General features: G+C 69.3%; 24 protein-coding genes. 8 read left to right on the top strand and 16 right to left on the bottom strand.

Going from position 1 to position 26,061, the window contains the following annotated elements; translation table 11 throughout:
* The first annotated feature begins 33 nt into the window (after positions 1 to 33).
* Entirely contained in the window at positions 34 to 1,743 is a 1,710-nt protein-coding gene (locus tag BM133_RS19005; protein WP_093436910.1) for an FAD-dependent oxidoreductase, read from the top strand.
* A gap of 4 nt (positions 1,744 to 1,747) precedes the next feature.
* Here BM133_RS19005 and BM133_RS19000 read toward each other — a convergent pair whose 3' ends face one another.
* A complete protein-coding gene (locus tag BM133_RS19000; RefSeq protein WP_371286347.1) occupies positions 1,748 to 3,172 on the bottom strand; it encodes an MFS transporter in 1,425 nt (474 codons plus the stop codon).
* A 221-nt stretch (positions 3,173 to 3,393) separates the two neighbouring features.
* Here BM133_RS19000 and BM133_RS18995 point away from each other — a divergent pair, with 221 nt between their 5' ends.
* Both BM133_RS18995 and BM133_RS18990 read left to right on the top strand, forming a co-directional pair.
* Entirely contained in the window at positions 3,394 to 3,921 is a 528-nt protein-coding gene (locus tag BM133_RS18995) for a phosphatidylglycerophosphatase A family protein (RefSeq protein WP_093436905.1), read from the top strand.
* A 5-nt stretch (positions 3,922 to 3,926) separates the two neighbouring features.
* A complete protein-coding gene (locus BM133_RS18990; RefSeq protein ID WP_177224871.1) occupies positions 3,927 to 4,445 on the top strand; it encodes a CinA family protein in 519 nt (172 codons plus the stop codon).
* 27 nt (positions 4,446 to 4,472) lie between these two features.
* Here the strand turns inward: BM133_RS18990 and BM133_RS18985 are convergent, their stop codons facing one another.
* A complete protein-coding gene (locus tag BM133_RS18985) occupies positions 4,473 to 5,657 on the bottom strand; it encodes an Acg family FMN-binding oxidoreductase (protein WP_256219259.1) in 1,185 nt (394 codons plus the stop codon).
* Between the two features lie 75 nt (positions 5,658 to 5,732).
* On the opposite strand from BM133_RS18985, the gene BM133_RS18980 reads away from it, so the two are divergent.
* The 3 genes from BM133_RS18980 to BM133_RS18970 are packed head-to-tail and all read left to right on the top strand — an operon-like array spanning position 5,733 to position 7,484.
* A complete protein-coding gene (locus BM133_RS18980) occupies positions 5,733 to 6,629 on the top strand; it encodes a LysR family transcriptional regulator (protein WP_093436897.1) in 897 nt (298 codons plus the stop codon).
* Between the two features lie 49 nt (positions 6,630 to 6,678).
* Entirely contained in the window at positions 6,679 to 7,176 is a 498-nt protein-coding gene (locus BM133_RS18975) for a nuclear transport factor 2 family protein (RefSeq protein WP_093436894.1), read from the top strand.
* Positions 7,173 to 7,484, top strand: coding sequence for a GNAT family N-acetyltransferase (locus tag BM133_RS18970; RefSeq protein ID WP_093436892.1), 312 nt, complete (start codon positions 7,173 to 7,175; stop codon positions 7,482 to 7,484). Before BM133_RS18975 ends, BM133_RS18970 begins: the two co-directional genes overlap by 4 nt.
* On the opposite strand, the gene BM133_RS18965 is transcribed toward BM133_RS18970, so the two are convergent.
* Both BM133_RS18965 and BM133_RS18960 read right to left on the bottom strand, forming a co-directional pair.
* Positions 7,474 to 8,661, bottom strand: coding sequence for an MFS transporter (locus tag BM133_RS18965; RefSeq protein WP_093437139.1), 1,188 nt, complete (start codon positions 8,659 to 8,661; stop codon positions 7,474 to 7,476). The genes BM133_RS18970 and BM133_RS18965 overlap by 11 nt on opposite strands.
* 49 nt (positions 8,662 to 8,710) lie before the next feature.
* Positions 8,711 to 9,508, bottom strand: coding sequence for a UPF0149 family protein (locus BM133_RS18960; protein ID WP_093436889.1), 798 nt, complete (start codon positions 9,506 to 9,508; stop codon positions 8,711 to 8,713).
* Between the two features lie 56 nt (positions 9,509 to 9,564).
* Here BM133_RS18960 and BM133_RS18955 point away from each other — a divergent pair, with 56 nt between their 5' ends.
* Both BM133_RS18955 and BM133_RS18950 read left to right on the top strand, forming a co-directional pair.
* Entirely contained in the window at positions 9,565 to 11,262 is a 1,698-nt protein-coding gene (locus BM133_RS18955) for an FMN-binding glutamate synthase family protein (protein ID WP_093436886.1), read from the top strand.
* A 64-nt stretch (positions 11,263 to 11,326) separates the two neighbouring features.
* A complete protein-coding gene (locus BM133_RS18950; RefSeq protein WP_093436884.1) occupies positions 11,327 to 12,226 on the top strand; it encodes a BUD32 family EKC/KEOPS complex subunit in 900 nt (299 codons plus the stop codon).
* 13 nt (positions 12,227 to 12,239) lie between these two features.
* On the opposite strand, the gene BM133_RS18945 is transcribed toward BM133_RS18950, so the two are convergent.
* From BM133_RS18945 to BM133_RS18890, 12 genes are all read right to left on the bottom strand, one after another.
* Entirely contained in the window at positions 12,240 to 14,537 is a 2,298-nt protein-coding gene (locus BM133_RS18945) for a fused MFS/spermidine synthase (RefSeq protein ID WP_093436880.1), read from the bottom strand.
* On the bottom strand, positions 14,537 to 15,742 hold the full coding sequence (locus BM133_RS18940) for a TadE/TadG family type IV pilus assembly protein (protein ID WP_093436877.1): 1,206 nt from the start codon (positions 15,740 to 15,742) through the stop codon (positions 14,537 to 14,539). The genes BM133_RS18945 and BM133_RS18940 overlap by 1 nt, the downstream gene beginning before the upstream one ends.
* 22 nt (positions 15,743 to 15,764) lie before the next feature.
* Positions 15,765 to 16,106, bottom strand: a complete 342-nt coding sequence (locus tag BM133_RS18935; protein WP_042577057.1) for a DUF192 domain-containing protein — start codon at positions 16,104 to 16,106, stop codon at positions 15,765 to 15,767.
* A gap of 8 nt (positions 16,107 to 16,114) precedes the next feature.
* Positions 16,115 to 17,005 (bottom strand): type II secretion system F family protein, encoded by an 891-nt coding sequence (locus BM133_RS18930; protein WP_093436875.1) that lies wholly within the window; start codon positions 17,003 to 17,005, stop codon positions 16,115 to 16,117.
* Positions 17,006 to 17,020: 15 nt separating this feature from the next.
* Positions 17,021 to 17,878: a type II secretion system F family protein gene (locus tag BM133_RS18925; protein WP_093436872.1), complete on the bottom strand. Its 858-nt coding sequence runs from the start codon at positions 17,876 to 17,878 to the stop codon at positions 17,021 to 17,023.
* Positions 17,875 to 19,518 carry a TadA family conjugal transfer-associated ATPase gene (locus BM133_RS18920; protein ID WP_093436870.1) on the bottom strand — a complete coding sequence of 548 codons (1,644 nt, stop codon included), beginning with the start codon at positions 19,516 to 19,518 and terminating at the stop codon, positions 17,875 to 17,877. Before BM133_RS18920 ends, BM133_RS18925 begins: the two co-directional genes overlap by 4 nt.
* A 31-nt stretch (positions 19,519 to 19,549) precedes the next feature.
* The gene (locus tag BM133_RS18915; protein ID WP_093436867.1) at positions 19,550 to 21,148 is read right to left on the bottom strand and encodes a type II and III secretion system protein family protein; all 1,599 of its coding nucleotides are present in this window, start codon (positions 21,146 to 21,148) and stop codon (positions 19,550 to 19,552) included.
* A 65-nt stretch (positions 21,149 to 21,213) separates the two neighbouring features.
* Complete coding sequence (gene cpaB, locus BM133_RS18910; RefSeq protein ID WP_093436864.1) at positions 21,214 to 22,170, bottom strand: Flp pilus assembly protein CpaB; 957 nt, start codon at positions 22,168 to 22,170, stop codon at positions 21,214 to 21,216.
* 6 nt (positions 22,171 to 22,176) lie between these two features.
* Complete coding sequence (locus tag BM133_RS18905; protein WP_093437136.1) at positions 22,177 to 22,389, bottom strand: hypothetical protein; 213 nt, start codon at positions 22,387 to 22,389, stop codon at positions 22,177 to 22,179.
* 11 nt (positions 22,390 to 22,400) lie between these two features.
* Positions 22,401 to 23,123, bottom strand: a complete 723-nt coding sequence (locus tag BM133_RS18900; protein WP_093436862.1) for a hypothetical protein — start codon at positions 23,121 to 23,123, stop codon at positions 22,401 to 22,403.
* Entirely contained in the window at positions 23,123 to 24,043 is a 921-nt protein-coding gene (locus BM133_RS18895) for a hypothetical protein (protein WP_256219258.1), read from the bottom strand. Before BM133_RS18895 ends, BM133_RS18900 begins: the two co-directional genes overlap by 1 nt.
* A gap of 85 nt (positions 24,044 to 24,128) precedes the next feature.
* Complete coding sequence (locus BM133_RS18890) at positions 24,129 to 26,036, bottom strand: TadE/TadG family type IV pilus assembly protein (RefSeq protein ID WP_093436856.1); 1,908 nt, start codon at positions 26,034 to 26,036, stop codon at positions 24,129 to 24,131.
* Positions 26,037 to 26,061 lie beyond the last annotated feature (25 nt).

Genomic DNA, 26,061 nt, shown 5'->3' with positions numbered 1-26,061 from the left:
CAGACCAGAGACAGAGACAGGCAAGCACGAACAATGAACGACACCCCATTGAAGGCCGACGTCCTCATCATCGGCGCAGGCCCCGTGGGCCTCACGCTGGCCATGGACCTGGCCTCGCGCGGCGTCTCGGTGATCATCTGCGAGACGCGCCGTTTCGCCGAGCCGCCGAACGTGAAGTGCAACCACGTGGCCTCGCGCACCATGGAGCAGTTCCGGCGCCTGGGCGTGGCGCAGAAGCTGCGCGATGCGGGGCTGCCCGCGGACTACCCCAACGACGTGGTCTTTCGCACCACCGTGACGGGCGCCGAGCTCACGCGCATTCCCATTCCGTGCCGGCGCGACCGCTACACCGAGACCGAGGGCCCCGACGCCTGGTGGCCCACGCCCGAGCCGCCGCACCGCATCAACCAGATCTACCTGGAGCCCATCCTGCTGAAGCACACGGCGGCGCTGCCGGGCGTGCAGCTGCTCAACCGCACGCAGTTCGCGGGCTTCACGCAGGACGAGGGCGGCGTGACCGCCATCGCCACCGAGATGGACAGCGGCGTCACGCGCAGCATCCGCTGCCGCTACATGGTGGGCTGCGACGGCGGCAGCTCGGCGGTGCGAAAGCAGATCGGCGCCAAGCTGGAGGGCACGGCCGTCATCCAGCGCGTGCAGTCCACCTTCATCCGCGCGCCGCAGCTGCGCGCCATGATTCCCGGCAAGCCCGCGTGGTCGTATTACGCGATGAACCCTCGCCGCTGCGGCACGATGTTCGCCATCGACGGGCATGAGACCTGGCTGGTGCACAACCACCTGAACGCCGAGGAGCCCGAGTTCGATTCGGTCGACCGCGACCAGGCGCTGCGCGACATCCTGGGCGTGGGCCCCGATTTCTCCTACGAGGTCATCAGCAAGGAAGACTGGATCGGCCGCCGCCTGGTGGCCAACCGCTTCCGAGAGGGCCGCGTGTTCCTTGCGGGCGATGCGGCGCACCTGTGGGTGCCGTATGCGGGCTACGGCATGAACGCGGGCATCGCGGATGCGCTCAATCTCTCGTGGCTGCTGGGCGCCTGCGTGCAGGGCTGGGGCGACGAGGCCATGCTGGACGCCTACGAGGCCGAGCGCCAGCCGATCACCGAGCAGGTGTCGAACTTCGCGATGGACCACGCGCAGAAGATGATCCGCGCGCGCCGCGCCGTGCCGCAGAACATCGAGGCGCCCGGCCCCGAGGGCGAGGCGCTGCGCGCGGACATCGGCAGCGAGGCCTACGCGCTCAACGTGCAGCAGTTCTGCTGCGCCGGGCTGAACTTCGGCTACTTCTACACCGGCTCGCCGATCATCATCGCGGACGGCGAGCACACCGCGCCGCCCTACTCGATGGGCGACTTCACGCCCTCCACCGTGCCGGGTTGCCGCGCGCCGCACTTCTGGCTGGCCGACGGCCGCTCGCTCTACGACGCATTCGGCCCCGGCTACACGCTGCTGCGCTTCGACCGCAGCGTGGACGTGCGGCCGCTGGAGCGCGCCGCGCAGACTTACAACATGCCGCTCACGGTGCTGGACATCGAGACCGCGGAAGTGCCCAAGGCCTACGCGCACCGCCTGGTGCTGTGCCGCGCGGACCAGCACGTCGCCTGGCGCGGCGCGCACCTGCCGTTCGACGTGTACGACCTGGTGGCCATCCTGCGCGGCGATGCCAAGCGGGTGCGCGAGCGCAAGCGGGCGCTGGCCTGGGAAGGCGTCGTCGCCGCCGCTTGAGCGTCTAGCCGCGCCGTGCAGCCACGACCCGGTAGGCCAGCCACACGGCCAGCGCGGGGGCGAGCGCAAAGCTCGCGAACAGCCACGCCGCGGCCGACCGCGCGCCCTGGACACCGCCCGGCAGCGTGAGCCCCGCCGCATTGGCCACCAGCCCCGCCACCGCGGCGCCCACGGCCATGCCGTAGAGCTGGATCGTGGTGATCGAGGCGGAGGCCAGCCCCTCCTCGCCCTTGGGCGCCAGGGACAGCACGCGCGTCACCAGGTGCGGCCAGCCGACGCCCACGCCCAGTCCGACGGTCGCCAGCGCCGCGGCAACCAGCACGGTCTCCAGGCCCGCGCCCGGAACCCCGGGGAACGGCAGCAGCAGCGCGAGCGCCACGAGCCCCAGCGTGCAGGCCACGGGACCGGCCCGCAGCATGCGGTCGGCCCCCGCGCCACTGCGCCCCGACGACAGCAGCGAACCCGCGCTCCAGCCGCCGGCCATCGCTGCCGTGAGGTAGCCCGCGGCGAGCGGCGAATGGCCGTGCAGCAGTTGCAGGAAGTACGGCACGAAGATCTCGGTGGTGGTGCCGATCAGCAGCAGCGCGACGCTGGCGTAGATGGCGCCCAGCGGCGCGCTCGACACATACGCGCCGCCCGGCAGCAGCCGCACCGTGGCCTGGCGGTCGATGCGCGTGGCGACGACGCCGATGGCCAGGCCCAGCACCACGCCGGCCGCCTGCAACGCCAGGTCGGGCAGGAGCCCGCTCGCGGCAATCACCAGCACCGAGGCGGCCAGCAAGCCGATCTGCAGCGCCGGAATGCGCGGCATGGTCGCCGGCCTTGAATGACGCACGCCGGCGCCGGGCCGCAGTTGCACCACGACCAGCAGCGCCTGCGCCGCGGCCACTGGCAGCAGGAACCAGAAGGCCCAGCGCCAGTGCCCGGCCTCGGCAAACAGTCCGCCCACGGCCGGCCCGCACAGCGTGGCAACGCCCCACATCCCCGAGACCAGCGCCACGGCACGCGGCCACAGCCGTTGCGCGAACACCAGCTGGATCAACGCATAGCTCAGCGCCGCCAGCAGGCCGCCGCCCAGCCCCTGCACCGTGCGGCCGGCGAGCATCCAGTGCATCGCCGGCGCGAGCGCGCAACCCATCGAACCGGCGGTGAACACGGCCAGCGCCGCAAGGCATGCGCCGCGCGGGCCCAGCACCGCGAGCAGCCGCACCGACAGCGTGGCCCCGAGGATCGAGCCCACCACGAAGAGCGTGGTGCTCCATGCGTACCAGTCGAGCCCGCCGATCTCGCGCACCACCGAAGGCAGCACCGTGGTCACGATGTGGACGTTGACCGCGTGCAGCGCGACGCCCCCGGTGAGCGCCAGCGCGCGCCAGCCGTTGCGGCCGGTGAAGAGTTCGCCCCATCCGGCCGTGGCCGGCGGCGGCATCGAGGAAGGATCGGTGGAGGAAGAAGCGGCAGGCGGCATGGCGGACCCGAAAGACTGGAAAGGAGCCCGGATACTAGGCGCCGCCATTGAATTAAACAAGTTATTGCTTTGATAAATAAAATCCACCGCCCGAGTGAACCGGCGCCCGGATGCGCGACACTTCGGGCCTGATGCAAGCCGCTTCCCCTTCTTCTTCTTCCCACGCCACCGCTTCCGGCGCCATGCCGCAACCCTCGATCCGCCGCCCCACCCTGCGCTTTCTGTTCGGGCACCCGGCGCACGCCATCGCGCTGGGTTTCGGCTCGGGCCTGCCGCGTTTCGCGCCCGGCACCGTGGGCACGCTCTGGGCCTGGGTCGCCTTCGCGGTGATGCAGCTGTGGTTCACGCCGGCCACCATCGGCTGGATCATCCTGGCCTCGCTCCCCATCGGCTGGTGGGCCTGCACGGTGACGGCGCGCGACATGAACCTGGCCGACCCCGGCGCCATCGTGTGGGACGAGGTGGTCGCCTTCTGGATCGTGCTCTGGCTGGTCACGCCGGCCGGGCTCTTCGCGCAGGTCATTGCCTTTGGCCTGTTCCGATTCTTCGATGCCGCCAAGCCCGGCCCGGTGGCCTGGGCCGATGCGCTGTTCAAGCAGCGCGACGCCACCCAGGTGCGCTGGTGGCGCGCGGGCTTCGGCATCATCCTGGACGACCTGGTGGCGGCCTTCTGCACGCTCCTGGTCATTGCGCTCTGGCGCGCGTGGTGAACCCTATGGATTCTTCTTCGACGTTGTCGTCGCTCCCCGACCAGGACACCCCCGCACTCGTTGCGGCCGTGGCCGAACGGCTGCTGAAAAAAGGCTGGATGCTCTGCACCGCCGAGAGCTGCACCGGCGGCCTGATCGCCGCGGCCTGCACCGAGCTGGCCGGCTCCAGCGCGTGGTTCGAGCGCGGCTTCATCACCTACTCCAACGCGGCAAAGACCGAGGTGCTGGGCGTCGATGCGGCGCTGATCGATGCCCACGGCGCGGTCAGCGAGCCAGTGGCGCGCGCCATGGCCACGGGCGCCATCGCGCGCTCGGCGCCGTCCCGCGCGGCCATCGCGGTGACCGGCATCGCCGGCCCCACGGGCGGCACGCCCGAAAAACCGGTCGGCACGGTGTGGTTCGGCTGGTCGGTCGACGGACAGTTGCGCACCGAGCGCCGCCGCTTCGACGGCGACCGCGCCACGGTACGCGCGGCCACGGTGCACTACGCGCTGCAGACGCTGGTGGAGCTGCTGGGCGAATAAGCCCCGCCGCATCCATCAGGCTCGGGCTCAGGCCAGCATGAAGTCGCTGACCGCGCGGCGCGGCGCTGCAGGCACCGACGCCATCGGGTAGCCCAGGCGGCACATCATCTGCAGCGTCTGGCTGCGCGCATTGCGCGGGGGCTCCGCGCCCAGCAGCAGGTCGTGCACCGCCGCGTGGTGCGGCGCCATCTCGGCGAACTCCTCCAGCGGCTGGCTCATCGGGTGCAGGCCCACGCCGAGGTCGGTGGCGCGCAGCTGCTGGCGCACATAGGCGCGGCCCGCGGCGATCTGGTCGGTGCGGCTGTTGCCGCGCGTGCTGAGCCAGACGAAGCCCATGGCCGTGTGGGCCTGGTCCTCGAACACCTGGAGGGTCTCCTTGAACGAGTCGCTGTCTTCCGGGGCGGGCACGTTGCGGTCGAACTGCCCCAGCGCGATCGCCAGGCGCAGCGCCGGGTCGTTGCGCGAGAAACCGTCGCGGTGCTCCAGGATCTCCTGCGGCCCGACGCGCAGCATCCGCAGGTTTTCCAGCGCGGTGCCGGGCGTGGTGATTTCCACGCGCGCGGCCGCCGCGCAGAGCTTGCGCAGCACCCGCACGCGGGGCATGTCCACCGTGCCGTCGGCCCGCACCGTGCCGCCCGCGGGCGCGATGGCGGTGAGCCCCTGCAGCATGTCGGTCGATACCGGCCGGCCGGTATCGAAACGCTGTTTCGGCGTGCGGCGCCTGAGCACCTGCGCAAAGAGCGGATCGGGCGCGCCGCCGCCCGACAGCCGCAGCCGCGCCACCGGGATGTGCGGCCAGTGCCGCGGCTCGCTCGGCAGTTCGCCCTGCGGCCACAGCTGCACGCTGGCCAGGATGCCCTGCTGCGCGAGCGCCATCACGAGCAGCTCGATGAAGGCGCCATGGCCGATGAGGGCCTGGCGGCCATAGGGGTCGGTCTCGGGCAGCAGGCGCTCGCGGTCGCAGTAGAGAACGATGGCATCGGGCTCGCGCAGGTCCACCAGCCAGGGCTGGCAGTTGTACGCGGTGGGCGCGGTGACCGCGTAGGCCACGGCGCGCTTGCGCGCGTCGGGCTCGTTGCCGGGGCCGTTCCATATCTCGAGTGCGGCCGCCGGGATGTCGGAGTGCAGCCACCAGGTTGCCAGAGCCACCGCGCCTGCCGCCACCACCACACCGCCTCCCAGCAGCCGGACAAAGTTTCTTCGTTCATCCATTGCCGGCATTATCGAAAGACGCCTTTCAATTCACAATGCGTCAACTTTTGATACCTGCTATGCGGAACTGAATACGTGGGCCTGGACAGCAACCTGGATTTCGACTGGCGACTGGTGCGTGCCTTCCTGGCCGCGCTCGACCACGGCAGTCTCCTGGCCGCGTCGCGCGCGCTGGGTGCGAGCCAGCCGACGCTGGGGCGGCACATCGCCGAGCTCGAGACCCAACTGGGCGTGGTGCTGTTCGAGCGCACCGGCCGGGGCCTGCGGCCCACGGCCATGGCCGCGCGGCTGGCCGAGTCGGCGCGCGCCATGGAAAGCGGTGCGGTCTCGCTGTCGCGCAGCGTGTCGGGCGCCAACACGACCACCGCGGGCACGGTGCGCATCTCGGCCAGCCAGGCCACGGCGCGCCAGATGCTGCCCGCCCTGCTGGTGCGCATGCGCCAGGAGCTGCCGGAGATCCAGGTCGAACTGGTCTCGACCAACGAGGTCAGCAACCTCCTGCGGCGCGAGGCCGACATCGCGATCCGCATGACCCAGCCCACCACGGCCACGGTGGTGGCGCGGCGCATCGGGCGCTTCGCGCTCGGCGCCTTCGCCCATGTCGACTACCTGCGCCGCCGCGGAACGCCGCGCCAGACGGCCGAGCTGCTGCGGCACGACGTGCTGGGCTACGACCGCATCGACACCATCGTTCGCATGTCCGCGCAGCTGGGCACGCCGCTGCAGCGCGAGGACTTCTGTTTTCGCACCGACGACATGGGCGCCTACTGGGAGGCGCTGCGCCAGGGCATGGGCATCGGCTTCGTGAGCGAATCGCTCGCGCGCACCGACAGCCAGGTGCAGCGCGTGCTGCCGCAGCTGAAGATCCCGTCGCTGCCGGTCTGGCTCGCGGTGCACAGGGAGATCCGCACCGACCGGCGCATCCGCGCGGTCTATGATTTCCTCGCGCGCAACATCCCGGCGTCGATCTGACAGCTCCTGAGAAGCTCCCGAATCTCCCCCGATAACTCCAAGAGGCCTCATGACAGCAGCCACCAATGCCCAGACCATCGAGCGCTTCTACAGCGCGTTCGCCAAGCTCGACGCCGCCACCATGGAGGCCTGCTACGCGCCCGATGCGGTGTTCGACGACGAGGCCTTTTCCCTCAGCGGCCGGCGCGAGGTGGGCGGCATGTGGCGCATGCTGGCCACCGCCACCAAGGCCAAGGGCGCGGACGTGTGGCGCATGACCTTTCGCGACGTGCAGGCCGACGACACCACGGGCAGCGCCCACTGGGACGCGCACTACCGCTTCAGCGCCACGGGCCGGCTGGTGGACAACAGCATCGACGCGCGCTTCACCTTCACGCCCGAGGGGCTGATCGCCACGCACCGCGACACCTTCCCGTTCTGGACCTGGTCGCGCCAGGCGCTCGGAACGCCGGGCCTTCTGCTGGGCTGGACGCCGATGCTGCGCAACAAGGTGCGCGCCACGGCGGCCGGCAATCTTTCCAAATTTCTTTCGAGCCAACCCTCATGAGCAACGACATCGTCTTCACCTCCAACGAAGCGGCCCACCGCTACGAAGCCTCCATCGACGGCCAGCTCGCGGGCTACGCCGAATACAACCTGCTGACCGACGCGATCATGTTCACGCACACCGAGGTGCTGCCTGAATTCGAAGGCAAGGGCGTGGGTTCGGGCATCGCCAAGCACGTGCTGGGCGAGGCACGCACGAAGGGGCTGCATGTGATCCCGGTGTGCCAGTTCATCGCGGGGTACATCCGCAAGCACCGTGAATACGCCGACCTCGTGCGGCCGGATATTCAGCGCGCCTTCAAGATCTGACGGTCACGGCCTTCGGCGCGGGCAGCCACGCGAAGGCCGCGATGCCCAGCACCAGCAAGGTGGCGATGGTGGCCAGCACGGCCGTGAGCGGATCGCCGCCGTGCGCCGCCGCAATGGACGCCGCGACACCGGTGCCCCACTGCATCAGCGCGACGCCCAGGAACATCGCCATCGTGAAGACGGCCATCGCGCGCCCGGTGAGCGTCACGGGATACGCCACGCGCACGTCGGCGTACTGCCACACGATGAAGCCCGAGAGCACGCCGATCAGCACCATGCCGAAGATGTCGAGCCACGCCGAGTGCAGCACGGCGATGAGCGCGAAGAGCGCGGCGTAGACCAGCCCGCAGATCACGATCCAGCGGCGGCGCGCGGCGCCGTCGCGGTCCAGCCGCCCGAACAGTGGCGCGCCGACGAGCGAGATCACCGACACCGCGAGCGCGACGTTGCCGCTCTGCACCAGCGAGTAACCGTGGCGCTCCATCATCAGCGGCCCGAGCCACAAGCCCCGCAGCGAGATGAAGGCGGCATACGTGACCGCGCCGAGCACCATGATGCCCAGCGTGTGCGGCATCGCGAACAGCGCGCCGAACTGGCGGATCGCCTCGGGGATCGACTCTTTCACCTGCGGCGCGGCCGGAGCGGGCTCATGCACCCAGTACCAGATCGCGAGCCACGCGAGCGCCGCGGCAACGGCCAGCACGAGGAAACCCGCGCGCCACGAATACGCCTCGACCAGCCACGCGAGCGGCGTGCCGGTGGCCAGCATGCCGATGCCGCCGATGGCCAGCACCATGCCCGACACGGGCGCGAAGCGCGCCGCTGGAAAGTGCCGCGCGATGAAGACGGTGCACACGAGAAAGGCCGGCGCGCAGCCCACGCCGATCAACGCCTGCCCCGCGACCAGCACGAGATAGCTGGACGACACCGCCGAGAGCAATGCGCCCGCGATGGCGATCGGAAAGGCCACGAGCACCGTGCGGCGCACGCCGTGCAGATCGATGCCGATGCCCATGAAGAGCTGCATCGCGCCGAAGGCGAAATGAAAAGCCCCCGAGAAAATTCCGAGGGCCTGGGCGGAGAGCTTGAAGTCGGTCTGCAGCGGGCTCGCCATGATGGCGCCGACCGTGCGGAAGGCCTGGCTGAGTGCGACCCCGGCGCAGAGCGCCAGGACCATCACCCAGGCGGCGCGCGACGTCAGGGGCGCGGCGCCGTCCGGACCGGTGCTAGGCGGCACCGTGGCACTTCTTGTACTTTTTTCCGCTTCCGCAGGGACACGGATCGTTGCGGCCCGGCGTCGCTTCCTTGCGGATCGTCTCGACCTTCGGCCCCAGGCTCTTCCAGAGCTGGCGCAGGTCATACACCGCCCAGATCGCGGCGCCGAAGTCGTCCAGCCGCTGCTGGCTCACGCTGGGCGGCGCGTCGTCGCTGTACATCGAGAGCGTGGGCTTGGCGGTGTCGTCTTCGGTGAGCGCGACGATGTTGTCCAGCGCGTCATCGAGCATCTGCGCGGCGTCCTTGTCGCGCGGGGTGGCCCAGTCCTCGGGCCAGTTCTCGACGGCGTACATGAAGCCGAGCGCCCAGACCTGGGCGAACGAGGGAATCTCTTCCCCGGCCACCTCGGCGCGCTCTTCCTCGGGCAGCGAGGCGATGGCGCCGCGGGTGTCCAGCACCTCGGGCTGCCAGCTGCGCTCGTCGTCCAGCGTCTCGACGGGGGCGTCCAGGCCCTCTTCGATCTCGCGCCAGCGGCGCTTCCAGTTCCAGACGAATTCCATGTGCTGGGCGGCAACGAAGCCGTCGCCCAGCAGCACGGGCCAGTATTCGGCGGGTTCGATGGCCCGGCGGGTGCAGATCAGCGCGGCCATGAAGCCCTCGCAGAACTCCCACTGGGGAATCTCCTCGTCGTGCTCGCGCATGGCGTCCAGCGCGGTGTCCAGGGCGTCGAAATCGTCGGGGCCCAGGGGTTCCTGGGCGGGCGTCGCGGGCGTAAGGGGGGTCTGTGGGGTGTCGGGGGAAGTCGTCATGGCAGGTTCGGGGCAGCCCTCTATGATGCAGCAGGCTCCCGGAGTCATCTATTTCTATGCCCACGATTATTCCGTTTCCGGCGCGCTACAGCGCCTTTGCCTTGTGCGTGGTCGGCCTGCTCGCCTGCCTGGCCTTCGTGCTGGTGTCGCCGCACCTCTGGCTCGCCTGGACCGGCGTGGTGGTCTTCGCGGTACTCACAGGTACCGGCATCCACGACCTGCGACAGCCGCGCCACGCGATCCTGCGCAACTACCCGGTCATCGGCCACCTGCGCTTTCTGCTGGAATTCATCCGGCCCGAGATGCGCCAGTACTTCATCGAGAGCGACTCCGAAGCGGCGCCCTTCTCGCGCGCGCAGCGCTCGCTGGTCTACCAGCGCGCCAAGGGCGAGCCGGACAACCGGCCGTTCGGCACGCAGCTGAACGTGACGATTGCGGGCTACGAGTGGATCAACCACTCGATGCAGCCGACCAAGCTCGCGAACCACGACTTCCGCATCGTGATCGGCGGCACGCCGCAGCCGTCCGGTGCGAACCCCGCGCAGGTCTGTACCCAGCCCTACAACGCGAGCGTCTTCAACATCTCGGCCATGAGCTTCGGCGCGCTGTCGGCCAACGCGATCCTCGCGCTCAACCAGGGCGCCAAGATGGGCGGCTTCGCGCACGACACCGGCGAGGGCTCGATCTCGCAGCACCACCGGGTGCACGGCGGCGACCTGATCTGGGAAATCGGCTCGGGCTACTTCGGCTGCCGCAACGACGACGGAACCTTCAACGCCGAGCGCTTCACCGCCAACGCGCGCGACCCGCAGGTGAAGATGATCGAGATCAAGCTGAGCCAGGGCGCCAAGCCCGGCCACGGCGGCGTGCTTCCCGCTCCCAAGGTCACGGCCGAAATCGCCGCGGCCCGCGGCGTGCCGGTGGGCGTGGACTGCATCTCGCCCTCCTCGCACAGCGCGTTCTCCACGCCGACCGAGATGATGCATTTCGTCGCGAAGCTGCGCGAACTCTCGGGCGGCAAGCCGACGGGCTTCAAGTTCTGTCTCGGGCATCCGTGGGAATGGTTCGGCATCGTGAAGGCGATGCAGGCCACGGGCATCACGCCCGACTTCATCGTGGTCGACGGCGCCGAGGGCGGCACGGGCGCTGCACCGGTGGAGTTCAGCGACCACGTGGGCGCGCCATTGCAGGAAGGCCTGCTGCTGGTGCACAACACGCTCATCGGCGTGAACCTGCGCCACCGCATCAAGATCGGCTGCGCCGCCAAGGTGATCACCGCCTTCGACGTGGCCCGCATGATGGCGCTGGGCGCCGACTGGTGCAACGCGGCGCGCGGTTTCATGATGGCGCTGGGCTGCATCCAGGCGCAGAGCTGCCACACCGGCCACTGCCCTACCGGCGTGACCACGCAGGACCCGCTGCGCCAGCAGGCGCTGGTGGTGCCGACCAAGGCCGACCGCGTGCGCAACTTCCACCGCAGCACGCTGCACGCGCTGCAGGAGCTGGTGCAGGCCGCGGGCCTGGACCATCCGCAGCAGATCACCGCGCACCACATCGTGCGCCGCATCTCCGACACCGAGGTGCGCCTGTTGAGCAACCTGGTGATGCAGGTGCAGCCGGGCGCGCTGCTCGGTGCGCTCGACGCGCAGCACAATGTCTTTCGTACCTACTGGCCGCTGGCCAGTGCAGAGAGTTTCCAGCCCGTGACGCAGGGGCCCTATGGGCTTGTGCCGGCTTTCGCAATGGCCGCATGAGCGCAGCGCCGGGCCGCCCCAAGCCAGCTTGTACCGCGGCACGAAGTGCGGAGGTACCGACCTGATGAATCCACTGAAACGAGGCGCATCGACGCGCCTGCACAGCGCCAAGGGTGCCGCTTCGGCACCCGCGCCGCTCGACGCGCTGCCCCATCCACCGGCGCCCGGCGACTACGCCGAGTTCCTTCGCATCACCCTGCCCAAGCAGCAGAAGAACGTGGCGAGCCACCGCTTGGGCAGCGAGCGCGTGTGGCTCAAGAAGGCCGGGCCGCGCCACGGCAAGTGGGGCTACCGCGTGATGGCGGCGGTCGCGCGCATGGCGCGGCTGGACATCATCAAGCCGGTGCCCAACCCCGGCGGCGAGGCCGCCATCGCCACCGAGGCGCGGCGCCTGAAGCAGCTCGCGGCCGCGGGCCTGCGCGTGCCCACGGTGCTGGCGCAGCAGCCCGATGGGCTGCTGATCTCCGACCTCGGCGAGAGCGGTCGCGCCACCGTCGTGCTGCAGGAGCGCCTGGACCAGGCCGCCGCGGCCGGTCCCGCCGCGCTGCTCGCGGTGTGGCGCGAGGGCCTTGCCGCCATCGCGGCCGTGCATGTGCGCGGCCAGCACCTGAGCCAGGCCTTCGACCGCAACCTCGTGCAGTGCCCCGACGGCGTGATCGGCTACATCGATTTCGAGGACGACCCCGCCGAAGTGATGACGCTGGCCGAATGCCAGGCGCGCGACTGGCTCAGCTACCTGCACTCCACCGCAATGATGCTGGAGGCCGCCGCGCCGCAGGCCGCCGGCCAGCACTGGCACGCGGCGCTCGCCACGGTGAACGAAGAGGTGCGCGAGCGCATCGCGAACGCGGCACGCCGCATGAAGTGGGCGCGCAGGCTGCCCGCCAGCCGCCGCTGGGGACGCGACACGCAGCGCGTGCGCGCGGTGGCGCGGCTGCTCGGGCGCTGGCACGACCCCGCCTGAGGCCTTCTCTGCTTCAGGGCTTGACCGTCCAGCGCAGCGCCGCCAACAGGTTGCTGTGATCGTCGGTCCACGTCGCGACGCCCGCGGCATCGATGGCCTCGCCGCGCTCGCGCACGACGGCATCCTGCAGGAAGCGCGCATCGTTCGTCAGCAGCACGTACTCCGAGGAGTGTTCCAGCGTGGCATTGCCGGGCGCGGGCTCGAAGTGCACGCGCAGCGCCTGCATGCCCGCGTCCTCGGCCAGGCGCTTGACCACCGGCGCGAGCAGCAGGTGCCGGTTGCTGATATGAAAGGCGATCACGCCCGTGGGCAGCAGGTGTTGGCGGTACAGCGCCAGCGCCTCGCGCGTCATCAGGTGCATCGGGATGGCATCGCCCGAGAAGGCATCGACCACGATCGTGTCGAAGCGCTGCGAACCGTGCGCATCGAGCTCCTGCTGCATCAAGAGGCGCGCGTCGCCCTGCGCCACCTCGACGGTCGCAGGCGAGTCGGCGAGGTAGGTGAAATGCGAGCGCGCCGCCTCTGTCACGCGCGGATTGATCTCGTAGAAGCGGTAGGTGTCGCCGCTGCGCCCGAAGGCCGCGAGCGTGCCCACGCCCAGGCCGATCACGCCCACGCGCTGCGTCTGGCTGCGGTTCGTGAGCAGCGCCAATCCGGCGCCCGACTTCGGCCCGTAGTAGGTGCTCGGCAAGCGCCGCTGCACCGCGCCCTGCAGCTGTTCGCCGTGCGAGATCACGCCGTGCATCAGCCGGCGCGACGCGGTGAGGCCGCCCGGAATGCCGAACTGCTCCACGCGCAGCGCGCCGTAGAAGTTGCGCACGCGCAGCACCGTGCGGTTGTCGGCCTCGAGCACGCTCGCGATCGAGAGCCAGGCCACCGCCCCCGCCGCCAGCGCGCCCGCCAGGCCCGCGCCCGCGGCCCATGAACGCGCGCGCCATGCGCCGTAGCCCGCCGCAAAGCAGGCGAGCGCGGCGACCGACGCGTGAAAGACGTTGTTGGACACCGAGACCGCGTCCATCCGCAGGAACGCCGCGAACCCCACCACGACGGCGAGCGCGAAGGCGAACCACACCCACTGCTGGCGCCCGCGCACGAGCCACAGCATGATCAATCCCGGCGCCGCCAGGCTTGCGGGCAGCTCCCAGTAGCCGTTGAAGAAATGCGGCGCGACCACGCCCGCGAAGATGCCGCCCACCGCACCGCCCAGCGCCAGCAGCAGGTAGAAGCGCGTGAGCCGCTCGGGCCCGGGCCGCGCACGCGCGAGCTCGCCGTTGGCGAACATGCAGATCGCGAAGAGCCCCGCGCAGTACAGGCCGATGGCCGCGGCGATCGGGAGCGACCGCTGCGGCGTGTTCAGGTACCAGCCCATCACCGGCGTGAGCACCACCACCGCGGGCCAGAAGAGCCGGCGCCGGTACCAGAAGTCGCTGTCGAAGCACAGCACGAAGCTCAAGAGGTACAGCGCGAGCGGCACGATCCACAGCATCGGCACCGAGGCGATGTCCTGCGTGATGAAGGCCGACACCGCCAGCAGCGCGACCGTGCCGAGCGCGGCCAGCACCAGCCACAGCAACTGGTCGGACCACGACAGCGGCGTCGAAGGCGCAGTGCTTGCGGCCGCTTGGGCACCGGTTTGCGTCGGCCGGGCCTTCACCACGGCCACCACCGACACGATCGCCAGCACCGCGAACAGCCCGAAGCCCACCGACCATGCCACGGCCTGCGCGCGCAGCGCGAACACCGGCTCCAGCACGAAGGGATACACCACGAGCGCCGCCAGCGCCGCGAGGTTCGACAACGCGAACAGCCGGTAGACCTTCGCCTGCCGCGGCGCATCGCCCGCATGCAGCCGCGCGACCCAGCTCTGCACCAGCGGCCCCGTGGTGCACACCGCAAGGTACGGCAGCCCGATGGTGGCGGCCAGCACCGCGAGCACGCCGGCCGAGGGGTCGCCCTGCCCGGTCGGCTTCCACGCCGCATCGGGAATCACCGGCAGCATCGCGCAGGCCGCGAGCAAGAGGAGCGCATGCACGATGGCCTGCATGCGCAGCGGCCGGCGCGAGAGCCAGTCGGCGTAGAAATACCCCACGAGCAGCACCACCTGGAAGAACACCAGGCACAGCGTCCACACCGCGGCCGAGCCGCCGAACCACGGCAGGATCTGCCGTGCGATCAGCGGCTGCACCAGGAACAGCAGGAAGGCCGAGACGAAGATGGTCGATGCGCAGAGCGCCAGCGCGCCGGCGCCACGCGCTGCCTGCGCGCCCTGTGCTGCGCCGGCGCCATGCCCGTCGTGCACTGCCTCTCGCATCAGGGCGCTTTGCCCGGGTTCGGCACCTTGTCCAGCTGGCCCTTGACCGAGGCGTCCCAGATGGCCGGGCAGAAGGAGTTGCCGTCACCCACCTTGTCGGCCAGCGCGTCGACGCCGCGCGCCAGGAGCTGCGAGGCCCACTCGGTGCTGTTGTTGCGCACGAAGGCGAAGATGTTGGTCATGGCGTCCTGCGGTTTCTCCAGCACGTTGATGCCCGCATTGTTGCTCCACGCCGGGTCCCACTGCAGGTCGATGCTGCGGTCGCTCTTGGGCCCGAACGAATAGAACGGGTGCCAGAACATCGGCGACTCCATGCCCGCCACGCCGTCGGCGGCCAGCGGAATCTTGCCGTTGGCGATGTAGTAGGCGTCCAGCTGGTTGAGCCGGAAATCGGTGCCCGGCGCGGTGGCGCCGTCCACCGACATCAGCTTGAACCACGCCTCGCCCACGAACTGGTAGCCCTTGAGCGCGGTGAGGATGATCTTGTTGGCCACCGGAATCCCCAGGCGATAGCCGTAGTGCACGCGCAGGTGCAGCACGCTCGACTCGCCCAGCGTCTTGTTCGACACATTGCCGCGCAGCTCCGCATCGGGCGGCAGCGGATCGCCGATGCCCACGGTGGTGCTCATCGCCTTGGCCTTGAAGTCGTAGGGCAGCGGCTTGCGGTAACGCATGGTGTCGTTGGGGATCTGCATGATCCAGCGGTTCTCGCCGAAGTTCTCGATGAAGGCCCAGTCGATGAACGTGGTCTGCGTGGGGTTCAGGTACTCGATGCAGGCCGACTCGATCAGGTCGGTGTTGGTGTCGATCCAGCCCTTGAACATGCCGCCCACGCTGGCGTCGCGCACGTTCAGCGGCATCATGCCTTTCACCAGTCCCTGCCACACGCTCCCGCGCGTGAGCGCGTTGGTGGTGAGTTCCAGCGCCGCGCTGTTGAGCGTGCTCAGCCCGGGCGTGGTCGAGTTGCCGATGCGAAAGATGAAAGGCAGCGGCATGCCGTTGTTCAGCGAGCCCGCGCGTGCCGCCGCGTGCGCGGCGTACTCCAGCGTGAGGCGCGCGCGGTAGATGAGGCCGAACTGCACCACGCACATCACGAACAGGATCAGCACCGGCAGCGCGATCATGGTCTCGGTCATGGAGGCGCCGCGCTGGCTGCGCCGTGGCCACAGGCGGCGCTTCTGGTTCCGTTCAAGAGTGGAATGCATTGCTGTTCTCCTCTGTGTGTAGTTACCAGCCCGACAACTTCAACCCCGGACGCAGCGCGAGCCGCCTCGCCTGGCCCGCGGCCAGTTCGAGCACGTTGGCCGCGCCCAGGCACATGGCCATCCGCATGGGGCGCAGGCTCTCGACCACGCGCGCGATGCCGCCGTGCCGGTCGAGAAAGACGACATCGATCGGGTAGCGCATGCCCACCGTGTGCACCGAGCTGCAGCGCATGATCAGGAGGCCTTCGCTCGCGGCCAGGCGCGGCCGCCCGAGCAGCCCGCGCGTGCGGTCCCAGCCGCGCTCGGCCACGCGCACGGGACCGAAAGGCTGGGCCTGGGGGGAGCGGAGGGAGACGATGCGCATCGATGGTGTCAGTGGTTCTGGGTTTCGAGGAACTGCATCACCAGCGGGAAGAAGATGATGATGAAGGTCACCGGAAAGATGAAGATCACCAGCGGCCCGATCATCTTCACGGGCGCCTCCATCGCGAGCTTCTCGGCCATCTGGAAACGCTCGGTGCGGCGCTGGTCCGAAATGGCCGAGAGCGTGTCGGCCAGGCTCGCGCCCAGCGACTCGGCCTGCGTGAGGTTCGACACCAGGCTCTTGATGTGCTTGTTGTCCAGCCGGTCGGCCAGCGCGTTGAGCGCGTCCATGCGGCTCGCGCCGGTGCGCATCTCGCGCATCATCCGGTCGAACTCCTGGCCGAGCGCGCCGCCTGGGCCCTTCTGCACCGCCTGCGCGATCGCGCCGGTGAGGCTCAGGCCCGCCTGGCAGCACAGCGTGATCATGTCCAGGTAGCCGGGCAGCGTGCGCAGGATGTCTTTTTCGCGGCGCTTGCGGCGATCGCGCATCCACATCACCGGGTAGAGCCACCCCGTCACGCAGGACGCCAGCGTGACCCAGATCTTGGTGGCCGCCATCGCATCGAGCAGGCCCGCGGTCCAGAGGCCGAGCGCGGCCACCACGAGCATCGACACGCACTGCACCGCGATGAACTCCTCGGCCTTGAGCACGAACTCCAGGCCCGCCAGCTGCAGCTGGCGCTTTCTCTTGACCAGCATCGAGGTGGGCGCGATCTCCGAGACATGGAACTGCAGGATGTTCACCACCGGCCACACCAGGCGCAGCATGCGCGGCAGCGGGTCCATGTGCGTGCGCTCCGAAGGCCTGGCCTTGCGGATCAGCGAGATCATGTAGAGCAGCAGGATCACGCCCGTGGTCGCGCACAGGAAGATGATGGCCAGGAGGATCAGCGAGCGCATGGCAATCCCGGATCTTCAGATGTCGATCGCCACGATCTTGCGGATCATCGCGTAGCCCAGCATCAGCATGATGGCGATCACCGTCAGCACGACCCAGCCGATCGTCGTGGAAAACAGGAGCCCCATCGTCGGCTGCATCAGGTAGAGCACGCCCATCAGCAGCAGCGGAAAGAGCGTCATCACCAGCCCCTGGATGCGGCCCTGCGCCGTGAGCGCCTTGATGCGGCCTTCCAGAATGGCCTTGCGGCGCAGCGTCTCGGCCAGCACCTGCAGCGGCTCCGAGAGATTGCCGCCCACTTCCTTGGACACGCGCAGCGCCACCACCACCAGCACGAAGTCGGGAATGCCCAGGCGCTGCGACATCTTCTGGATCGCATCGTCGAAGCTCACGCCCAGGCGCTGCTCCTTGAGCACCAGGCCGAACTCCTGGCCGAGCGGGCCCACCTGGTCGCGCACCAGCACCTGGATGGCCACCGAGAGCGCGCTGCCCGCGCGCAGCGCGCTGGCAATGAAGAGCAATGCATCGGGCAGTTCCGATTCGATCTGCTGGCGGCGCTTCTTGCGCTGCCACGCGAACCAGCGCGCGGGCAGGAGATACAGCACCACCGCCGCCACCACGCCGCCGATCAAATTGCCCGAGATGAGCCAGCCGATCGCGCCGCACAGTGCCACCAGGAAGGCGTGGCCCGAGGCGAACGCCACCGCGTGCTGCGCCTGGAACTCCGACAGGTTCAGCGTGCGGCGGCCGCTCGCCTGCAGCTTGGACATCATCTTGCCGACCAGCTCCGGCGAGCGCTGCAGCAAGAGGTAGCCGCACAGCGTGATGAAGCCCATGCCGCAGAGCACGGAGGCCAGGAGGATCATTCCCTTCATGCCGGGGTCTCCCCGAAGAGGTATTCCAGGTCCAGCTTCAGGCCGTGCTCCTGCAGGCGCGTGAAGAACTCGGGCACGGTGCCCGCGGCCGTGAAGTGGCCGACGGTCTTGAACGACTCGTCCACGCCGGTCTTGCGGAAGGCATACACGTCCTGCATCTGGATCGTGCCGTCGGCAAAGCCCGTGATCTCGGTGATCTGCGTGACCTTGCGGCTGCCGCACGGAAAGCGCGTGAGCTGCACGATCAGGTCCACGGCCGAGGCGATCTGCTCGCGGATCGCCGAGACCGGGATGTTCATGCCCGCCATGGTCACCAGCACTTCGAGCCGCGACATCGCATCGCGCGGCGAATTGCTGTGCAGCGTGGTGAGCGAGCCGTCGTGGCCGGTGTTCATGGCCTGCAGCATGTCCAGCGCCTCGCCGCCGCGGCACTCGCCCACCACGATGCGGTCGGGCCGCATCCGCAGCGAGTTGCGCACCAGGTCGCGAATGGCGATCGCGCCCTTGCCTTCGATGTTGGCCGGCCGCGATTCCAGCGACACCAGGTTGGGCTGGCCCAGCGAGAGCTCGGCCGCATCCTCGATGGTCACGATGCGCTCGTTGGGCGGAATGAAGTTCGACACCATGTTCAGCAGCGTCGTCTTGCCGGTGCCCGTACCGCCCGAGACGATGATGTTGAGCTTTTCCTCCACCGCGATGCGCATGAAGTCCACCATCTGCGCGGTGATGGAGCCGGTGCGGATCATCCCCTCGTGGCCCATGCGGTTCTTCGGGAACTTCCGGATCGTGACGCTGGGCCCGCGTAGCGCGAGCGGCGGAATGATCGCGTTCACGCGCGAGCCGTCTTTCAGTCGCGCGTCCACCATCGGCGAGCTCTCGTCGATGCGGCGGCCGAGAGGCGTCACGATGCGCTCGATGGCGCCCAGCACCGCGATGTTGCTGGTGAAGGCGACGTTGGTGCGCTCCAGGCGCCCCGCGCGCTCGATCCAGATCTCGTCGAAGCGGTTGACCATCACTTCGGTCACGCTCTCGTCTTTCAGCAACACCTCCAGCGGACCCAGGCCGATGGCTTCGTCCAGCAGCTGCTGGCTCAGGAGCGCGCGGTCCAGCTCGGGCGGCATGTCACGCGTGTCGCGGATGATCTCGGCGATCAGCGCGCGGATGTTGGAGCGCAGCTCCTCGTCCTTCATCTGCGCGGTGTCGATGCGGCGGTTGTCCAGTTGCTGGAGCAGGGTGCGGTGCAGCGAGCGGCGCCATTGCAGGAGCGGGTCCTCGATGGCGAGCGCCGTCTCGGCGTACTGCGCCGCCTCGGCTGCCTCCTGCGGATCGACGCCCGCGGGCCTGAGCGCCGTGTCCAGCGACACCACCAGCGTGTGGCCGCCGATGATGATTTCCTCGCCGCCCTTCATCGGGCCGAAGCGCGTCACGCGGTTGCCGTCGACCCAGGTGCCGAAGAGGCTGCCCAGGTCCTGCACGAACACCTCCTCGTCGTGCAGCACGAACTGGGCGTGCAGCTTGGCGACGTTCCAGCCCGAGAGCACGATGTGGTTCCCGGCATCCTTGCCGACCTGGAGTTCCGCGACGTCGATCGGGACCTCGCGCACGACCTGCTGCGGGGAATTGACGAAGACCTTGTGCATGGTGGCGTGGGTTCTCGGGTCGTGGGGAATGTCAGGGAGCGACGGGTTGGCCGGGCGTGCCGGCCGGGATGCCGCCGATGTCCGCGGCGGCGGGCGGCGGGCGCACGCCGTCGGGGTCCGACTTGTCTTCGGTCAGCCTGCCGAAGTTGCTGCCCACGTCCTGCTCGAGCTGGCGCGAGCGCTCGATGCGCTGCCGGCTGTCCGCCGGGACGACCACGCGCGGCGTGATGAACACCACCACTTCCTGCTCCTTGTCGGTGTCGTTGTCGGCGCGGAACGCGCGCCCGATGATCGGCGCCTTGCGCAGGCCCGGCACGCCGTCGCTGGAGCGCGTCGATTCGCGGCTCAGGAGCCCCGACAGCACGATGGTCTCGCCGGCCTTCACGTTGAACTCGGTGTCGGTGCGCCGGATCAGGAGGCCCGGGATGCCCTGCACCGCCACGCTGCGGTCGATGCTGCTCACCTCGGTCAAGATGCTGCCCGACACGTTGCCTTCGCCGTCGGCGATGGGCTTGATATTCAGCCGCACGCCGTAGGGCTTGAACTCCACCGAGCCCGCGCCCTGCGTGCTGAGCGCGGGCAACGGAATTTCGCCGCCGGCCAGGAACTTGGCCTCGCCGCCGCTGCGCGTGGAAAGGTTGGGCGAAGCGAGCAGGAAGGCGTTGCCGCGCTGCACCAGGAGGTTGATGCGCGAGGTGAGGCTCAGGCCGATGCCGAAGTAGGCCTCGGGCATGCGCCGGTTCTGGCCCAGCAGCGCCGTGCCCTGCGGCGTGGAGGTGTTGAACGCCGAGCCATCGGGCAGGATGCGGTAGCTGCCGCTGGAGGCGATGTCCGAGAACAGGCCGAAGTTGAAGCCGTCGCCCGAGCTCTGCCAGCGCACGCCCAGGTCATCGAGTGCGGTCTTGCTGAATTCGACGATGCGCACCTGGATGTCCACCATGCGGTCCACGCGGATGCGGTCGGCCGTGGCCAGCGACACCACGGCCGGCGCATAGAGAGTGGCCACGGTGTTCAGGCGCTCGACCGCGGCGGGGTCGAGGTTGTTGCCGTCCATGATGATGCGCTCGCCGATGCGGCGGATGTTCACGCCCGAGATGCCGCGCGTGATCTCGCGCAGCTCGTCGGCGATGCGGTCCAGGTCCACCACGTTCACGCGCACCTTGAGCTTGCGCACGGTGCCGTTCTTGTCCCAGACATGCAGCGTGCTGTCGCCCGCGTCCTGCGCGGTGATGAGCATGTTCGCGCCGTCCAGCACGCGCGCCTCCAGCACCTTGCCGTTGCCGATGGCCACGCGCGACACGCCCGGCATCTTGACCAGCACCATCTGCCCGACATAGATCGTGAGCAGCTCGGGCAGCCGCTGCAGCACGGTGGCGCGCGCGGCGATGCGCTGCAGCTCGGCCTCGGTGATGGAGGCCTGCGAGGGCGGCGGCGCGGGCGGGCGGATGCCCGGCGAACTTTCGGCACGGGCCGCGGCCGGCGCGCCCGGCGCCGAAAACGCCGGCGCGGGTGCCACGGTGCCCATGGGCACGGGCGATGCCACCGGCGCGCCGGGGTACGGACCCTGCGCCTCGGCCTGGAAAACAAGACACAGCGCCGTCGCTGCCAAGGTGCATCGCTTGAGGTTCATCGAACTTTTCTGGAGATCAGTAAAACGGGTGCGCCCCGCGGGGCAACGTTCGGGGCGGCAGGACTTCAGCGCGGCAACGCGCCGCCGGTGGGCAGCGCGGCACCCAGGCCGGGCGCGGGAGGCGCACCGCGGCCGCCGGTGCCACCGACGATGTATTCGACGCTGGGGCCCGAGGGTCCGGCCACGGCCATCGCATGCGAGCGCTGCGGCCTGAAGCCGGCCACGATGGCGTCCAGGTCGACCGCGTCGACGCCGCTGGTCATGGTGGCCCGGTCCTCGGGGTTGCGCAGCGTGGCGATGATCTTTCCGAGGCGCTGCGCCAGGATGAGCTTCTGCGCGTCCTGCGGCTGGATCGCCACGGTGACGGTGGAGTAGCGCTGCTGGGCGTAGGGGTCGGTGTCGGCGGAGACGTCCGAGCGCTTTCGCATCGCGGCGAACTGCTCCGAGGTGATCTGGCCGGTGGCGCGCACCTCCACGTCCTGCAGGAGCGGAATCACCACCGAGGGATCGTTGGCCGCGGACTTCTCCACCACGTACATGAAGTCGATGCGATCGCCGGCGCGCAGCATGCCAGAGATGGAACTGATCTCGTCCACCGGGATGGTGATGGCGCGCACGCCCTGCTCGATCTCCTGCGCGAACACCTTGCGCGGCGCCGAGAAGAACGACGCGAGCAGCGGCTTGCCGGCGGCCACCGGCACCGAGAGCTGGCGGCCCGCGAACTGCGCGAAGGTCTCGGGCGTGAGCGCGTCGTTGTGCACGTATTCGTTGGGCACCGAGCGCTTGGCCACCATGCCCGGCAGCACGGTGGTGCCGTCGGAGAGCGGCTGGCGCGCCACGACCACGTCGCGGCGCTGGCTGTCGGCATCCTTCTCCAGGCTGGCGGCGATTTCGCGCTCGCTGGCCCGAAGGTAGTACCAGCCCAGGCCCGCGGCCAGGAGGCCCAGCATCAGGGCACCGATCAGGGGGGACAGCCGTTTGACGCTTTGCTTGAACTTGAGGAGTCCCGGAGATGATTTCATGCCTGGCTACAAAGGATAGGAAAGGGTGTACGAGTAGGTCGACCAGGCGTCGCGGAAGGCCTTGATGAGCAGCCCGATCACCGAGCGGTCGGCGCCCGGGAAGGTGGCGAACAGCATCACTGCGAGGATGCCGGCGACGATCACGTATTCGGCGATGACCTGGCCGCGCTGGGCGCGGCGGGGAGAAGAACGATGGCGGCGATGGAGGCGTGAACGCATGGCGGTCGCTCTCATTCCGGCGTGGTCTGGCTGGCGACGATGAAGTAGCCGTCGTCGCGCTTGGAGATGGTCACCACCATCTCCTCGCTGTTGCGGCGGAACACCAGCGCCGAGCGGGTGCCGCCATCGATGGTGCGGTCCTGCTGCAGCGACCAGCCCAGGCGGATCATCTGTTCGCGCAGGTAGAGCGCATTGGTCTCCACGCTCACGTTGTTGGTGATGACGATGGTGCGGTTGCGCTGGCCTTCGTCGTAGGAGAGCGTGTCCGAGACCACCTGCGAGCCGGCCGGGCGCGGGAAGCCCTTGCCGATGCGCTCGGCGCGCTCGCGCAGTTCCTGTTCGCTCTTGACCTCGTCGTACATCACCGCCGCCACCAGCCGGCCCGCCGTGCCCGAGGGAACCGCGCGCAGCTGCACCGTGACCTGGTACAGGCCGAAGCGCGCACCGAGCACGCGCATCGGGCCGACGTTGCTCACGCCGTAGCCGGCCTTGTCGGCCAGCCACTTTTCGTAGAAGCGCGAGACGACTTCCATCGGGTCCTTCGACTCGATGCCGCGGATCTGCATGGGGATGGTGTTCTGCTCGATGTACTCGGCGATCCAGAAGGTCTTGGCGCTCGCGGGCGACGGAATCGCGGGCCAGTCGCGCTGCGGCGGCGCGCCAGCGGCAGCGCCGCACAGGCACAGCCATGCGGCGGCGAGCATCCATCGCAGGAACGGCGCGGGCAGGCTCATCAGGGCAGCGTGTTGACCACGGGGGTCGGCGGGAAGGCGCGGTAGTAGCGGAAATGGTCCTTCACGCTGCCGCCGTTCGCCTCGCCGTCGCCGCCGGTCTCGCCGGTCGCCTCGGGCGGGATGCGCTCGAAGCGGTCCAGCGGCGTCTTCTCCAGCGCATCGCCCGGCGTGAAACCCATGGTGAGGTTGTTCATGTCGAAGGCCGGAAAGATCTGCTTGATCTGGTAGGCCGTCTGGTGCATGCCGCCGCGCAGCTGCTGGTAGAAGGCGCCGTCCAAGAGCTTCATCGGCACCAGGCCCTGGATCTTGGATTCCTCGCGGTTCGTGCCGCCGGCGTTCCAGGCTTCGGTGAGCATGGTGACCTGCTCGCTCATGTCCAGCGCGGGAACGTCCTTGAACTTGGTGTAGGTCTGGCTCACCTTCACCTCGTGGCGCAGGTATCCGCTGCTGACCATCTGGAACTTGCCCAGCGGCCCGGTGATCGCGTTGGAGCCGAGCGCGGCCTGCGCCACCCGGATGCCGTCGAACACCACGTCGCTCGCATTGAGCAGCGAGGGCATGGGCGCTGCCGTGCTCGATGCGGTGACCGCCGTGGTGCGCTGGTCGATGGCCGGCAGCATCGGCTCGAACTCGGCGATGTCGGCGGCGTGAATGGAAATGCCGGGCGCCGAGCGGTCGCGAAAGATGTGGCGGCGCAGGTCGCGCGTGACCTCCGCGTCGGTCTTCTTGATGGCACCCGAGGCGCCCTTGGCTTCCGCGGCGGTGATGCCCTGCTCCTCCGGCATCCACACGGTGCGCTGCCAGGCCACCAGCTTGGCAGCGGCCACGGTCTGCATGCGCTTGGTGCCGTACTCGGCGATGGCCGGAATCGCGGCCAGCGTGACGGCCGCGAAGCTCGCGATGAGCAGGGTCTCGACCATCGCGTGGCCGGCAACAGCCTTCGCGCGAGGCGCTCGTGCGGGAAGGCGTGGATGCGGAGGGGTCATGCGCGGGCTTCCATCGGCATCAGTTGCCGTTGTCTTCGTCGGCCGAGCCGCCGACGGCCGTGCCGCCCATGGCGATGGCGCGCGCCCACAGCGAGGGCTCCACGTTGTGCACGTGCCAGTAGGGGCTGAAGAGGCTGCGGTGCTCGATGTAGCCGCCGGCGAAGCCCACGTTGTATTTGCCGATCGTCGAAGGATCGGCCACCGCGTTGTCGCGGCGCGCCCAGCGGTCCTGCGGCCGGCGGAAATAGACCTGCGAGGTCGACAGCGCCTTGATCTCGCGGCCCTGGAAGTTGTCGCGCAGGCCCGCCTTGCCGTCGGCCGCGGAGTTGCCGAAGCCGGCGACCTCGCCCGTGCGCAGCTTGTCGCCGCCCTTTTGCACCACGAGCGTGAAGGCCGGGCCCTTGTCGGTGTTCTTGCCCCACTTGAGCGGGTTGGCGCCCTTGAAGCCGTTTTCCGCGAGCCAGTTGTCCGACTCGTTGGCAATCATCGGCGGGTGGTCCTTGATCTCGGTGAAGCGGGGCATCGCCCAGCTCTTGGTGACCAGGCCGATGTCGGTGCGCGGGCTGTAGTGCAGCTTGGCGTTGAACACCAGCACCGCCAGCGGGGCCAGCAGGATCTCGCCGTTGCTGTCGCGCGCGGCCCGCTCGAAGGATTCGCGCTCCATGTACGCGGTGTCGCCGATCTCGCCGTTCAGGCCGCCGTAGGTGCGCCCCTCGCGGGCGTAGCTGCGCAGCGTGAGGCGCTGGCCTTCCCAGCTCTTCATGTAGTTGGGTCCGCCCGCGGCGGCCGCGCCGGCACCCAGGCCGAAGCGGCCGCGCACGATGTCGTCCCAGCCGCCGATGAGGTCGGTGTAGAGCACCCCGATGGGCAGCTTGATCTCGATCGAATCGGCCGACTGCCAGCGGATGCGCCCGGTCTCGTCGCCCACGGGGGCTTCGGTGGCGACCAGCTCGGTGCCGCCCTTCCATTCGAGGAGCCCGCCCATCATGTCGCCGGTGATGTCGCTGAAGCCCGGCGGCGAGGTCGGGCTGCTGGAAATCATGCCCTGCAGGGCGCCGGACATGCCCGAGGCAACCCAGCCGAGCACGTTGGGCAGGAAGCGGCGGTTCTTGGTCCAGTCGTCGCGCGTGGCCTGCGCGGCATGCGCGAAGCGCAGCACCTCGTTGAACTCGTCGTCGTCGAACGAGAGGCTGCCCGACTGGTGGTAGGTCCGGAGATAGGTCCCCACGTCGGCCACGAACTTGATGACGAAGATCGCGGTCTCGGCCGGCGGCACCGACGCGTCGGGGTCGTTCGAGTTGACCACGTCCTTCACCAGCTGCGGCAACTGCGCCGTCGTGCCCACGAGCATCGCGACCTGGCTGGCCGAGATGCCCTGGTTGAACGCGCGAAGGATGTCGGCCCCGATCTGCAGCGGCTTGGCCGAGGGCTCCACGAAACCGGCAATGCGGTCGGCCGTGCGCTGCAGGCGGTTCGCCTTGGCGATGTTGCCCAGGTACTGGAAGAAGTAGATCCAGCCCACGACCGGAATGCGGCTTCTCTCCAGGTTGCGTATGCCCTTCAGGGCCTCGGCGACGACCAGGCCCTCCTGGATGTTGGCCGCGCTCGTGATGAGCATGGCCATCGAGGTCTGCGCGCTCGCCAGCGTCGCGATGCTGGCCTCGTTGGCCGCCATCGCGCGGTTGGTGTAAGCCATGTAGTTGAGCGCGCGTGCCGTGAGCACGTTCGCGCTGTAGGTCGCCGCGTCGGCCGTGTTCTGCAGCTTCATCTTCTCGCGTGCCGCGATGGCCGTGTTGTAGACCACCAGCACGCTCAGGAAGATGATCGGCAGCATCGCCACCAGGTACACGATCGCCTGGCCCGACTGGCGCCGGCGCGCGGGCGCGCCGGCAGTGGCCAGGGGGAGCGAAGCGGCAGCTGGAGGCATCACGCGATGTCGATCAGGCCGTCGA

This window comes from Variovorax sp. 770b2 (assembly GCF_900115685.1).
GTDB lineage: Bacteria > Pseudomonadota > Gammaproteobacteria > Burkholderiales > Burkholderiaceae_C > Variovorax.
This window is presented reverse-complemented; position numbering and strand designations above follow the sequence as displayed.